Genomic DNA, 14,040 nt, shown 5'->3' on the forward strand with positions numbered 1-14,040 from the left:
ATGTCATTTAGGAATAAGCCGTAATGAGCGATCAAAATGGGAGCGGCCGTAAGCGGCGTGGATCTGGCAGAGCGACAATTCATGATGTCGCACGTCTGGCAGAAGTGGGCTCAATTACCGTATCGCGTTTTTTAAAACAACCCAATTTAGTATCCGCCGAATTAAGCCTGCGGATTGCCAAAGCCATCACTGCTTTGCATTACGTCCCCAACATGGTGGCGGGCGGTCTGGCATCTACGCGTGGACGGGTAATTGGTATGGTGATTCCGAATATCTCAGGACCGATTTTTGCCAATACCATCCAAAGCTTTAGCGATGTGCTGAGTCAGCACGGTTATCAGTTGCTCTTGGCATCGAGTTATTTTTCGATTGAGCAGGAAGAAAGTGCGGTCCGGGCGTTTCTGGGCTGGTCGCCCGCTGCTTTGGTGGTGACTGGTCAATACCATTCCAAAGCAACCGAACAACTACTCGCTACAGCAAGTATTCCGGTAGTAGAAACCTGGGATTATCAGCCGCGCGGAAAGCCAATACAGGTCGGATTTTCGCACTACGAGGTGGGGCAGCAGGCCGCACGATATTTGTATGACAAAGGCTATCGCCGGATTGCCTTTGTACAGAATAGTATTGCTGGCGATATCAGCGCATTAGACCGCCGCGATGGCTATGTCGCGGTGATGCAAGAACACCGTTTAAAGCCCTGGATTTTTATCCCGAATGAAGCGGCTCCGTTTGAATCAGGCAAGCAAGCTATTGATGCGCTGACCATGCGTAAGCATCCTGCGGAAGCGATTATTTTTGCCAATGACAATCTGGCAGCCGGCGCCATTTTAGCGGGACAGCGCGCTAACCTGCGTATGCCTGAACATTGCGCGATTGTAGGCTTTGGTGATTATGCAATGTCGTCGTTGCTGCTACCCAGTCTGATCACCATAAGACCACCCGCAAAAGAGATGGGAGAAATCGCTGCCCTACGTATTTTGGAAACTCTGGGGGAAATTCCGGTTGAGAAAAAAGTCCAGCGTTTAAACCGCCTGACCTGTGAACTGATACAACGTGAAAGCGCTTAACAGCTATGGGCTTAAGAGCATAAATACATCAATACCAAAACATAATAAAAACCGACTTCATTGCCTACTATTTTTAACGCGCCATTTGACGACTGATTTAACTACTTATTTGACTACCACTGCTATGAAAAAAATTCTTCTCACTCTACTCTTACTTGTAATCAGTGCTTCTGGCCTGGCACAATCTAAATCCAACAAAGTCATCAGTATCGGCTTCCAAAAAGGTAGCGGCTTGTTGTCCATCTTAAAAACTCAAGGCACTTTAGAAAAAGCTCTAGCGCCGCAAGCTTATCAAGTTAAATGGATAGAATTTCCAGCAGGACCACAGCTATTGGAAGCACTCAATGCAGGCAGCATCGACTTTGGCAATACTGGCGCACCACCGCCGATTTTTGCGCAGGCTGCCGGAGTTGATCTGGTATATGTTGGCGCAGAACCTGCATCGCCCTCATCAGAGGCGATTTTTGTTAAAAAGGACTCTGCGATTAAAACAGTGGCTGATTTAAAAGGGAAAAAAATCGCCTTGCAAAAAGGTTCCAGTTCTAATTTTTTGCTGGTAGCCGCATTACAAAATGTGCATTTGCAACCTAGCGATGTACAAGCCATCTACCTGACACCAGCCGATGCCAGAGCGGCTTTTGTGAATGGCAATGTAGATGCATGGATAGTCTGGGACCCGTATCTGGCGGCGGCACAAAAGGCGTACCAGGTGCGCATCCTCACGGATTATCATGGCTTGCAACAGACTAATGGCTTTTATCAGGCGTCACGCAGGTTTGCAGAACAGTCGCCCGATCTGGTTTCTACTCTGTTGGCGCAAATTGCTGTCGTCGGTGACTGGGCAAACAAGCATCCTCAACAAGTCGTAGAGTTGATCGCCCCGCAATTGGGGCTGGAACCGGATATCGTCGCTATCTGGCAAGGCCGTACACATTACGGTGTGACGCCGATCACGCCAGAGATCATCGCCAACCAGCAACGCGTGGCAGATATCTTCACGCAATTAAAGCTGATTCCCAAAACTATCAAGGTCAGTGATAAGGTATGGAACTGGAAGCCAGCGAAGTCAGCGAAGTGAGACTTAGGACAAGCCTAGGAAAGTCAGCCACCTCGATTAAGTACTGAAAATTAAAAAATTTAATATACTCCCCTATAAATTAAAAAAATAATGCCTATTGTCCAGACTTTATATGGATAACTTAAATATACTTAATGGGAGTACATTCATTGAATACTTAAGAATAAATCGTCTTTCTCATGAGTTCAGTTTTTTTACGAAGGAAAATGTATGTCCATTCATCAAGTTAACAAACTCCCTTTTGCACTATTTCACTCAACAGTGCTGAAGCGCACAGTGCGTCCTTTGCTGGCAAGTGCAATGTTATTGGGATCGATCTTCATGGTGGCACCTGCTGCCCACGCCGATACTGCATTGCTTAACGTGTCTTATGACGTTACACGCGAATTGTTTAAAGAGATCAACCCGGCTTTTATCGCTGAGTGGAAAAAAACCACAGGCGAAACCATTACCGTCAACCAATCGCATGGCGGCTCCAGCAAACAGGCGCGTTCGGTAGTCGATGGTCTGGAGGCGTCTGTCGTTACCATGAATCAGGCTAATGACATTGATTTCCTGGCCGACCAAGGCGTAGTTGCCGCTGATTGGGCAAAACGTTTTCCAAATAACGCAGCGCCGTTTTATTCCACCATGGTATATCTGGTACGCAAAGGTAATCCTAAAAAAATTGCTGGCTGGGATGATTTGATCAAACCAGGTTTGAAAGTCATTATTCCTAATCCTAAGACCTCAGGTAATGGTCGTTATTCCTATCTGGCGGCATGGGGTTCTGTGATTAAAAAAGGCGGTACTGAGGCGCAGGCGCGTGATTTTGTTTCCAAACTATTTAAAAACGTACCGGTACTTGATGGTGGCGGACGCGGCGCCACCACTACGTTCACCCAACGTGAAATCGGCGATGTGCTGGTGACATTTGAGAATGAAGTACAGCTAGTACGCAATGAGTTTGGTGATAATTTTGAAGTGGTCTATCCAAGCTCGTCTATTCTGGCAGAATCGCCCGTTGCGGTTGTTGATAAAGTCGTGGACAAGAAAAATATCCGCAAGCAAGCAACGGCTTACCTGCAATTTTTATACTCGGAAGCAGGTCAAGATATTATCGCCAAGCATTTCTTACGCCCTCGCTCGGCGATCGCTGCAAAAAAACATGCGGCGTCGTTTAAACCAATTACCTTGTTTACCGTAGATGAAGTTTTCGGTGGCTGGAAAAATGCGCAGAAAAAGCATTTTGATGATGGTGGCGAATTCGACAAGATTTTTCAATCGCATCGGTAAACAGCTCATCTCCGGAAAGAATACCAATCGGACTTACGTCAAATTGTCGCATTTTGGTATCGAGAAGAGACCGCGACCATTCATTTAGAGCTTGTCACAGCAGACCACGCATCTTGCTGTGACAAAGTCCGCCAAACGCAATAAACTAAGCTGAGAGACAAACACTATAAGAAAATACCCCATGCGCATATTGCTCGCCGAAGATGACAGCGTACTTGCCGACGGACTGACCCGTTCGCTCAGGCAGTCTGGCTATGCCACCGATTGTGTCGCCAATGGCGAAGAAGCGGATACGGCTTTAACGACCCAAGATTTTGATTTGCTGATACTGGATTTAGGTCTGCCACGACTCAGCGGGCTAGAAGTATTGCGACGTTTGCGTGCGCGTAATTCCCATTTGCCGGTGCTAATCTTAACGGCCGCGGACTCCATTGAACAACGCGTCAAAGGCTTGGATCTGGGTGCAGATGATTACATGGCAAAGCCCTTTGCCTTATCAGAACTGGAAGCTCGAGTAAGAGCATTAACCAGACGCGGCGCCGGTGGCGGCCCTACCGTGATCAAACACGGACCGTTGACTTATGACCAGGTCGGTAGAATTGCCTACATCCATGAGCAAATGCTGGATTTGTCTGCACGGGAGCTGGGTTTGTTAGAAGTCTTATTGCAAAGAACAGGCAGATTAGTCTCTAAAGAACAGTTGGTAGATCACCTGTGCGAGTGGGGCGAAGAAGTCAGTAATAACGCGATTGAAGTTTACGTCCACCGCTTAAGAAAAAAAATTGAAATCGATGGTGTGCGCATCGCCACAGTACGCGGCTTGGGATATTGTCTGGAGAAGTTTTTTGTCGCTGCCTCGACGAACCCCACTGCCACCACCACACCAACTAACGATCAAGCATGATGGATGACGACGGCGCAAAAGTAGCGATGACATCGCAAGCGCCGGAGCATATTGCTCGTGAGCATGGCAGCAAAAACGCCGATACCAATAGTCACAGCCAACCACCAGAAAAAATCCAGCGCTCGCTATTTGGCGAAATTCTCGATTGGATGCTGGCACCGCTGTTATTGCTCTGGCCTATGAGCATCGCCATCACGTATCTGGTCGCCAAATCGATTGCTAATCAACCGTTTGACCGGGCGCTGGAAGACAATGTGCTGGTACTGTCACAGCAAGTTAAAGAAGTCGATGGCAAAGTCGTCACGCAATTATCTAACCCTGCCCGCGACATTTTGCGGGCAGATGATTTGGATAGTATTTATTTCCAGATCAAAAATAGCAAAGGCGATCTGATCGATGGCGATAAAGATTTGCCCGTGCCAGCCGAAGACGACCGCCCTACCCCGGGCACCGTACAAATCAGAAATGAGTACTTACACGGCATCGATATTCGGGTCGCATATAGCTACATCAATCTGAACAAAGTTAACAAAGAAATCAGTGCGAAAGTAGCCGCGAAACTAACTGGAAATTCAGTAGATCATTCGGGAGATAAATCTGGGCAAGCAGCACTACCTTCAAGCCAAGTACAAGAATCCCAACTAGTCTTAGTGCAAGTTGCGGAGACCTTAGAAAAACGCGCCGTACTTGCAAATGAAATTATCAAAGGCGTGATCCTGCCGCAATTTATTATTTTGCCGATAGCACTTGCCTTAGTCTGGTTTGCTTTGAGTCGCGGACTATCGCCGCTAGCCGAATTACAACATAGAATACGCGCCAGGCGGCCCGACGATCTTAGCCCGATAGACTCGCGCCACGTACCGGAAGAAATCACGCCTCTGGTGCGCTCACTCAATGAGATGTTAGAACGTTTAGCGCAAACCATCGTCATCCAAAAACGCTTTATCGCTGATGCAGCACATCAGATGAAAACTCCGCTGGCGGGTATGCGCATGCAATCTGAATTAGCCTTGCGCCAGACCGATCAGACAGAAATCCATCGTTCACTTTTGCAGCTAGCTAAAAGTTCGGAGGCGGCTACCCGCCTGATCAACCAACTGCTGACTTTAGCAAGGGCAGAAAATCAAACGCCAGCCACCAAACCCTTAGAGTCGATTGAGCTATGTGAGCTGGTACGCAGCACCGTACATGACTGGATACAGACCTCGTTCTCTTATGAAATTGATCTGGGATTAGAGCAACCAGATTTTCCTGTTTTTATATTTGGCAGTCCGCTGATGCTGCGCGAGTTATTAAGCAATCTGATTGATAACGCGATTCGCTATACACCAAAAGGTTTAAGCGTCACCGTCAGAATCCGGGTGAGTGAAGAGCAGGCGCTGGCGATATTGGAAGTAGAAGACAATGGACCTGGGATTCCGGTATCAGAACATGAGCATGTGTTTGAACGCTTTTATCGTATTCTGGATAACAATGTACAAGGCAGCGGATTAGGGCTTTCTATCGTACGCGAAATTGCTCAGCAACATAATGCGCCTATCGACATTATGGCGAATCCACGCAATCAAAATCCGCATTATCCAGGCTGCATATTCCGGGTGTCATTTCAGATGAATCCACATGCCAGTTTGCTTGGGGATATTAGCTAGCTTAGTACCAAATATCTTAATACTAGTCAAATTTTAGAAATAATCCGCAAATAATATTTAGACTCCAAGACCTGAAAGCCTTGAAATGGAAACTGATAAAAGTATCAGTCCGCTGAACAAATCAAAAACTACTGCGGCTACTCACTGGCGGCGTACCAGATACCTGACTGCATTTTTGTTGATGAGCTGGTTTTTTTTGACTTTTGGCATTCTCTTTTTTGCCAGAGAATTATCTGCCTACACTTTTTTTGGATGGCCATTTTCTTTTTATATGGCAGCGCAAGGCTTAACTTTATTTTATGTCGCTTTACTAGCTGTTTTCTCACTTTGGATGCGTAAAGTTGAAGACGCTTACCACTCCGAAATTTCAGCAAAAAATCCTGATTTATCTCAAATAAAGGACAGCCACTAATGGCACAGGCTGGATTTTCTAAGCGACTAACACGCTATTACGCCTGGTACACGCTGCTGTTCATCATATTTTTGATCAGCCTTGCGGTACTGGAAAAAGAAGGCGTACCCCGTGCCTGGATAGGTTATCTGTTCATGTTCTCTACCATCGTGATTTACGCTGGTATTGGCGTCATGAGCCGCACCTCGGATATTTCTGAATACTATGTCGCTGGCCGGCGTGTACCCGCTGTTTTTAATGGCATGGCAACGGCGGCAGACTGGATGTCGGCAGCTAGTTTTTTAAGTCTTGCGGGTGGCTTGTATTTACAGGGCTTTGATGGTCTTGCCTACATCATTGGCTGGACCGGTGGTTTTTGTCTGGTTGCGTTGTTAATCGCACCTTATATACGCAAATTTGGGCAGTACAGTATTGCGGATTTTTTAGGCACCCGTTATGCCGGCGCGAATGGTAGCAATATCGTGCGCGTACTGGCCGTGATTGCGACGATCTTCATTTCATTCACCTACGTCGTCGCGCAGATTTATGGTGTTGGTTTAATCACCTCGCGCTTTACCGGTGTGGATTTTTCTATAGGCATTTTTTTAGGTCTGGCAAGTATTCTGGTCTGCTCTTTTTTGGGTGGTATGCGGGCAGTGACATGGACCCAGGTTGCGCAATACATCATCATCATTATTGCGTACATGATTCCGGTCACATGGTTGTCAGCGAAGCATGCTCAAACACAGACCCAGATGCCGATCCCGCAAATTGCCTACGGTTCCAAACTGTCGCAATTAAGCGCTAAAGAAAAGCTGTTTGCAAGTGATCCCAAAGAACAAGAAGTCCGGGCTATTTTTAAACAACGTGCTGAGGTGTTCCAGCAAAAAATCCAGCATCTGCCTGCGTCATGGGAAGAGGGACGGTTGGAATTACAACACCAGCTAGATGAGCTTAAATCTGGCAATGCCTCACTGATCGAAATCAAAGCAGCAGCGCGGGTATTAAGCAATTATCCTAAAACACCGCAAGAGGCGCAGCTGCGATGGACTGATGCCAAGAATAACAATCTGGCACGCGCAGAACCCAGCGTCACTACTTACATGCCGTATGCCGCAAAAGACAAAAACGAATCTGACATCAAGCGTAATAATTTTTTGGCCTTAGTATTTTGCCTGATGATGGGTACTGCGGCTTTGCCCCATGTACTAATCCGTTACTACACGACGCCGTCAGTGAGGGAGAGCCGTGAGTCGGTCTTCTGGTCACTATTTTTTATCATGCTGTTGTACATCACGATCCCTGCTCTAGCGATTTTAGTGAAGTACGATATTTATACCTCACTGGTCGGTACTGAATTTTCTAAATTGCCATCATGGGTCACCTATTGGGCCAGCATCGACAAACTCAATCCGCTGGTGAATATTACTGATATAAACCACGATGGCATTGTCCAGCTTGCAGAGATTGCGATTGATGGTGACATCGTCGTGCTCGCGACACCTGAGATTGCAGGTTTGCCTTATGTCATTTCCGGCCTGGTTGCCGCAGGTGGTCTGGCCGCCGCTTTATCGACTGCGGACGGTTTGCTGCTGACAATTTCTAATTCGCTGTCGCACGATATTTATTACAAAATTGTTGACCCCAATGCGTCGACGCAAAAGCGGGTGACTATTTCTAAACTACTATTATTGGTGGTGGCGCTAGTCGCTGCTTATGTGGCATCGCTTAAGCCTGCAGATATTTTATCGTTAGTCGGTGCGGCATTTTCGCTGGCAGCATCTACCCTGTTCCCTGCACTGGTATTGGGCATCTTTTGGAAACGTGCGAACCAACAAGGTGCCATTGTAGGTATCAGCGTCGGTTTTATTGTGTGTGTTTATTACATGCTCAACACACATCCACTATTCGGTGGTAGTGTATTAAATCAATGGTGGCATATCGCTCCGATTTCGGCCGGGGTATTTGGTGTGCCGGCAGGGATCATCAGCATGGTACTGATCAGCCTGATGACACCTGCACCAGATCCTCGCACTGTGGACTTGATTGATTATATTCGTGCCCCTGATGTTTGATCTAGGTTTGATCCAAAGACGACGTAACCTGAAGTATGTTTTGCAATGCCAAAAATACACTGGCATAGTTCTTGATAGTAGAAACTGAAACTATAGTAAAACTCAAATAACAGCGAAACCGCATCATGGCAAAATTTTTTAATGAAATGGCTGCTGATGGCATAGAGTCAGCAAGCTCAGTAGCTGGCTCGGCAGCAAATATAGAAAATCACATCCGTGATCATTACCGCGAATTTAATACCTGGTTAAAGCAGCAATCTCCAGAGACTATACAACGTAAGCGTGCAGAAGCTGATCTGACATTCCGTCGCGTCGGCATTACCTTTGCAGTGTATGGCGACGATGCCGGTACCGAACGCCTGATCCCCTTTGACATTATTCCCCGCATTATTCCTGCTAGCGAATGGTCACATTTACAGACTGGTCTGGTACAGCGCGTCAAAGCCTTGAATATGTTTATTCATGATATTTATCACGATCAAAACATCATCAAGGCGGGCATTATTCCCGCTGAACAAATTTATAAAAATGCGCAATACCGGCCAGAGATGCAAGGTATTTCGGTCGCCTCGGATATCTATGCCCATATCGCAGGTGTCGATATTGTGCGCGCCGGTGCCGGTGAGTTTTATGTGCTGGAAGATAATCTGCGGGTACCGTCTGGCGTGTCCTACATGCTGGAAGATCGCAAGATGATGATGCGACTTTTCCCGGAATTATTTGCCCGTAACAAAATTGCGCCGGTAGATCATTACCCTGATATGTTGCTGGATAATTTACGTTCGGTTGCACCGGTCGGCGTGAATGACCCGACGATCGTCGTGATGACACCAGGGATGTATAACTCCGCCTATTTTGAACATGCATTTTTAGCGCAGCAGATGGGCGTGGAACTGGTAGAAGGTAAAGATTTATTCGTCAACGATAACGCAGTATTTATGCGCACCACACGCGGACCTAAACGCGTCGATGTGATTTATCGCCGAGTGGATGATGACTTCCTCGATCCGCTGGCCTTCCGTCCCGATTCTTCGCTTGGTGTGCCTGGTTTGTTGTCGGTGTATCGCGCTGGCCGCGTGACCCTAGCAAACGCAATCGGCACCGGTGTGGCAGATGATAAATCGATTTATCCGTTTGTACCGGACATGATTAAGTTCTATCTGACTGAGCAACCGATCCTGAATAATGTCCCGACTTACCAATGCCGCAAACCCGAAGATTTAGCCTATACCTTAGCGCATTTACCTGAGCTGGTTGTTAAAGAAGTACATGGCGCGGGTGGCTACGGTATGTTGGTAGGACCTGCATCGACCAAAGCGCAAATTGAAGATTTCCGCCAGCGTCTGCTCGCCAAACCTGACGGCTATATCGCACAACCGACGCTGGCATTATCGGCTTGTCCGACTTATGTTGAGAGTGGCATCGCGCCGCGCCATATTGATTTACGTCCATTTGTGTTGTCCGGCAAAACCATCTCGATGGTACCTGGTGGTTTGACCCGTGTGGCCTTACAAGAAGGTTCGCTGGTGGTTAATTCATCGCAGGGTGGCGGGACAAAAGATACCTGGATACTAGAAAAATAGTTTCCTCATTCGTTTGCTGATATCAGACCGGATCAAGTCCGATCGAATGCCCAAATAACTTGCCGCGCTGGAGAAAATTTATGCTGAGCCGCACCGCTGATCACTTATTCTGGATGGCACGCTATACAGAACGCGCCGAAAATACTGCCCGTATGCTGGATGTAAATATTCAAACATCGATGCTCCCGCAATCAATTGAGAGTGCAGAGCAAGGCTGGCGTGCGATGCTGGGCATTTCGGAATTGCAGTCCGCATTTGATAAAAAATACGGTGTACTCAATGCGAAAGACGTGCTCGATTTTATGGTGCGCGACCCGGATAATCCGTCGTCCATCGCAGCCTGTCTGACCGAAGCGCGTGAAAACGCCCGCGCCGTTCGTGGCACTCTAACCACCGAGGTATGGGAGACCCAAAACGCAACCTGGCTGGATATGCAGCAACACCTGAACAGCGGCGTGCTGGAAAACGACCCTAGCCAGTTTTTTGAATGGGTCAAATACCGTTCGCACTTGTCCCGTGGTGTAACGCTGGGTACGATGCTGAAAGATGAAGCAATCCACTTCATCCGTCTGGGCACTTTTTTAGAACGTGCCGATAACACGTCGCGCATCTTAGATGTGAAGTTCCATGGCGCCAAAGAAGCAGGCATCAGTGAAAAAGCCACTCAAAGAGATTTCTATTATTGGGCAGCCTTATTGCGCTCGGTCTCAGGTTTTGAAATTTATCGTAAGGTATATCGTGACGTTATCACGCCAGAGCGCGTGGCAGAGCTGCTGATATTGCGTGGGGACATGCCACGTTCTTTATTGGCCTGCATGGACGAGGTGGTACAAAACCTGAAGCAAGTCAGCAATGATGTCTCGGCCGATACCGAACGCTTTGCCGGCAAACTACATGCAGAGCTGCAATTTGCCTGCATTGAAGATATTCTCGAAGCAGGCTTGCATGAAACGCTGACAGAATTTTTGCAAAGGATTTTCGAACTGGGCAATCGTGTCAGCCGTAACTTCCTGGTGCCACTTGCCGCGTAATCTACCAACGATAAAGAATCAAAAAATATACTCCATGGTAGTAATTTTAGATCGTCCAAAGAATATTTGGACAATCAGCCGATTATCTAGAAAATAAACGGGAGTATATTAATTCGTATGAAACTCTCCATCAGACACGAGACCATCTACCGCTACACCGCGCCTTTGGCTTACACCATACAGCAACTTCGTCTGACACCAAGGGAGGAGTTACAACAACACGCCTTGTCCTGGCAAATCACTACTTCGGGCCAGCGTCACGCCTACACCGATGCGTATGGCAACCTGTCGCATATGCTGACCATCACTGGTCAGCATGATGCTTTGTCCATCGTCGCACAAGGTTTGGTCGAAACAATCTACCCATACCAAGGTCGTTTGAACTCAATCGAAACCTTGTCGCCGCTGATTTTTTCTGTTGCCACCCGCTTGACTGAGCCGACGCCACAAATTATGGATTTTGCCGCCGGCAGTTTTGCAGGGAATTTAGCAGGAAAAACATTCAACACGCACGGGAAAACTCAAACCCAAGGAAAAACTAAAACTCCGGAGGCGCTCAAACTAGCAGAGCTTATTTTTGGTGCAATTGAGTATCAAAGCGGTGCAACGCTAGTGACGACCAGCGCAGACGATGCGCTCAGCTTAGGTCGCGGCGTTTGTCAGGATCATGCACATCTGTTTTTAGCCTGCTGCCATGCTCACAGTATTCCGGCGCGCTATGTTTCTGGCTATATTGATCCCGGCACCAGCAGCCATGCAGAAAGTCATGCCTGGGTGGATGTATGGGTGGAAGACAGTGATTTCTCGGGTTGGGTCAGTATTGATGTCACGCATGCACGTTTGATGACCGATGCTTATTGCCGCCTGGCAGTCGGACGCGATTATGATTCCGCTGCGCCTATCCGTGGCGTGCGACGCGGCGGTGGAGAAGAAATGCTGGACGTCAATGTACAAGTCATGCCAGTTCAACAATAAGTACCAGTGATAGCACTTCTACCGTCGGGGTAGTTTTGTGTAAGTCCTAAGAAACCGTTGGCAATTCACAAACGGATTACACACTATCTGACAATCAAGCGACATTCCATAGGCACTTAAGAGCCCTAAATCAGCTAAACCATTTTGCCTTAAGGTAAAATATGGCTTTAGTTTATTGACTTGTAACAATGACATATTGTGTTGGCATGCGCCTGGATGCTGGGCTAGTTTTTCTCTCTGACTCTCGTACTAATGCGGGTGTGGATCAAGTTGGTACGTTCCGTAAAATGAGCGTATTTGAAAATCCGGGCGACCGCATGATGGTCTTGATGACCGCAGGCAATCTCTCTATTTCCCAATCGATACGCCAATTAGTCGCAGAACACGTGTGTGTTGATGGCAGCACGATCTGGAATGCGCCCAACATGTACGAAGCTGCCCGTATCGTCGGCGAAGCGGTGCGCACAGTACATAAACGCGACGCACAATCCCTGTCGGAATTTGGTATCGATTTTAATGTCAGCCTGATCTTTGGTGGACAAGTCAAAGGCGAACGTTGCCGCTTATTTCAGATTTATTCTGCCGGTAATTTCATTGAATCGCATAATGAAAATACTTACTTCCAGATCGGTGAAGCCAAGTACGGTAAACCGATTATTGACCGGGTAGTCAATCCATTGACGCCGCTGGACGAAGCCGCAAAATGTGCGCTGATCTCGATGGATTCTACCCTGCGTTCCAATGTATCCGTCGGCTTGCCATTAGATATGCTGGTGTACGAAACCGATCGTCTGGCCGTCACCCGCTTCGTCACGATTGATGAGAAAAATCAATACTTCCAGATGATACGCAGTACTTGGGGCGAGCAACTCAAACACGTATTTGAAGGCATCGACGATCCGATCTGGGACGCAGCACCGGACGCCACCATGAACGTGCTGTCCTCTACCAATATGAATAGCAAACCAGTACGTATTGCCCTGCCGCCGACGATTGCTCCCGTTGTTTTGGATGTCGCACCTTTACAATCGCTGGCGCAAGAGTTTAACCAAACACAGCATTGAGCTACGTATTGATACAAGCTTAAGTTGCACCAAAGCGCAACTTACGATCAATAGATCGACCAAAACAGCGATCAACAGATCAACTAACAGATAGCCTAACAAAACGGCCAGCAAAAGCTGGCCTTTTTATCGACTTATTAGTCTATTGTTTTATGCGCCAATCGCAATCGGCGGCATGATCTTGCACCATTCCAATGGCCTGCATGTAGGCATAAATAATCGTCGAGCCAACAAATTTAAACCCACGTTTAATCAAATCTTTTGAGATCCGGTCAGACAATTCGGTTTTAATAATACGCTCACCGCTATTGTGAATCGGCTTGCCATTCACATGCGCCCACAAATACACATCCAAGCTACCAAGCTCGTCACATAAACGCAAATAGGCATTAGCATTGGTAATCGCCGCAGCCACCTTCAGGCGATTACGCACTATCCCCGCATTTGCCAGCAAACTCGCTACTTTATCCGCATCATATACAGCAATTTTTTTTGCATCCCAATCATCAAATGCAAGGCGATAATTCTCACGCTTGTTGAGGATCGTTTCCCAACTCAAACCCGCCTGCGCCCCCTCCAGATTCAGCATTTCAAACAAACGCCGCTCATCATGACAAGGCACGCCCCACTCCTGATCGTGGTACGCCAGATAAAGAGGATTGGCTGGATTAGCCCAGGAGCAGCGTTGTGGAGTGGCAGATTGAGTGGGCATTGTATTGAGTTAAGCGTTTTAAGAAGCTCTATTCTGCACTATGCTAAGACGACAGATAAAATAATTGTAAGGTTTTAGAAACGGATACGACTCAGAAATAACGAGGACATAAAAAATGATGTCTCTACGAGATCGTGAACCGATTAAATGATGAATCTATCTGAAGCGAACATCCAAACTCCGTACTCAAGTGCATTACGATCAGGCCTTGCTACGCATTTTTATAAGCATTAAAT

Annotated in this window: 12 protein-coding genes; 11 read left to right on the forward strand and 1 reads right to left on the reverse strand. The window is 47.3% G+C overall.

The annotated features are described in order from the left end of the window. Positions 1-23 precede the first annotated feature (23 nt). From AAKU61_RS00490 to AAKU61_RS00540, 11 genes are all read left to right on the forward strand, one after another. Entirely contained in the window at positions 24-1,067 is a 1,044-nt protein-coding gene (locus tag AAKU61_RS00490; protein WP_354328778.1) for a LacI family DNA-binding transcriptional regulator, read from the forward strand. 124 nt (positions 1,068-1,191) lie between these two features. Beyond that, positions 1,192-2,145 carry a sulfonate ABC transporter substrate-binding protein gene (locus tag AAKU61_RS00495; protein ID WP_354328779.1) on the forward strand — a complete coding sequence of 318 codons (954 nt, stop codon included), beginning with the start codon at positions 1,192-1,194 and terminating at the stop codon, positions 2,143-2,145. Positions 2,146-2,445: 300 nt separating this feature from the next. Beyond that, the gene (locus AAKU61_RS00500) at positions 2,446-3,420 is read left to right on the forward strand and encodes a sulfate ABC transporter substrate-binding protein (RefSeq protein ID WP_354328875.1); all 975 of its coding nucleotides are present in this window, start codon (positions 2,446-2,448) and stop codon (positions 3,418-3,420) included. A gap of 181 nt (positions 3,421-3,601) precedes the next feature. Next, a complete protein-coding gene (locus AAKU61_RS00505) occupies positions 3,602-4,324 on the forward strand; it encodes a response regulator (RefSeq protein ID WP_354328780.1) in 723 nt (240 codons plus the stop codon). Continuing rightward, a complete protein-coding gene (locus AAKU61_RS00510) occupies positions 4,321-5,973 on the forward strand; it encodes a sensor histidine kinase (RefSeq protein ID WP_503012562.1) in 1,653 nt (550 codons plus the stop codon). Before AAKU61_RS00505 ends, AAKU61_RS00510 begins: the two co-directional genes overlap by 4 nt. Before the next feature lie 85 nt (positions 5,974-6,058). Then, positions 6,059-6,385, forward strand: a complete 327-nt coding sequence (locus AAKU61_RS00515) for a DUF4212 domain-containing protein (RefSeq protein ID WP_354328781.1) — start codon at positions 6,059-6,061, stop codon at positions 6,383-6,385. Continuing rightward, positions 6,385-8,439 carry a sodium:solute symporter family protein gene (locus AAKU61_RS00520; RefSeq protein ID WP_354328782.1) on the forward strand — a complete coding sequence of 685 codons (2,055 nt, stop codon included), beginning with the start codon at positions 6,385-6,387 and terminating at the stop codon, positions 8,437-8,439. The genes AAKU61_RS00515 and AAKU61_RS00520 overlap by 1 nt, the downstream gene beginning before the upstream one ends. Before the next feature lie 125 nt (positions 8,440-8,564). Then, the gene (locus AAKU61_RS00525; protein ID WP_354328783.1) at positions 8,565-10,022 is read left to right on the forward strand and encodes a circularly permuted type 2 ATP-grasp protein; all 1,458 of its coding nucleotides are present in this window, start codon (positions 8,565-8,567) and stop codon (positions 10,020-10,022) included. Positions 10,023-10,102: 80 nt separating this feature from the next. After that, on the forward strand, positions 10,103-11,053 hold the full coding sequence (locus tag AAKU61_RS00530; protein WP_354328784.1) for an alpha-E domain-containing protein: 951 nt from the start codon (positions 10,103-10,105) through the stop codon (positions 11,051-11,053). Positions 11,054-11,170: 117 nt separating this feature from the next. Next, the gene (locus AAKU61_RS00535) at positions 11,171-12,028 is read left to right on the forward strand and encodes a transglutaminase family protein (RefSeq protein WP_354328785.1); all 858 of its coding nucleotides are present in this window, start codon (positions 11,171-11,173) and stop codon (positions 12,026-12,028) included. A 188-nt stretch (positions 12,029-12,216) separates the two neighbouring features. After that, entirely contained in the window at positions 12,217-13,092 is an 876-nt protein-coding gene (locus AAKU61_RS00540) for a proteasome-type protease (protein ID WP_354328786.1), read from the forward strand. Positions 13,093-13,234: 142 nt separating this feature from the next. Here AAKU61_RS00540 and AAKU61_RS00545 read toward each other — a convergent pair whose 3' ends face one another. Beyond that, positions 13,235-13,804, reverse strand: coding sequence for a DNA-3-methyladenine glycosylase I (locus tag AAKU61_RS00545; RefSeq protein ID WP_354328787.1), 570 nt, complete (start codon positions 13,802-13,804; stop codon positions 13,235-13,237). Between the last annotated feature and the right edge of the window lie 236 nt (positions 13,805-14,040).

It is taken from the genome of Undibacterium sp. GrIS 1.2 (genome assembly GCF_040544435.1).
In the GTDB taxonomy this organism is placed as follows: domain Bacteria; phylum Pseudomonadota; class Gammaproteobacteria; order Burkholderiales; family Burkholderiaceae_D; genus Undibacterium.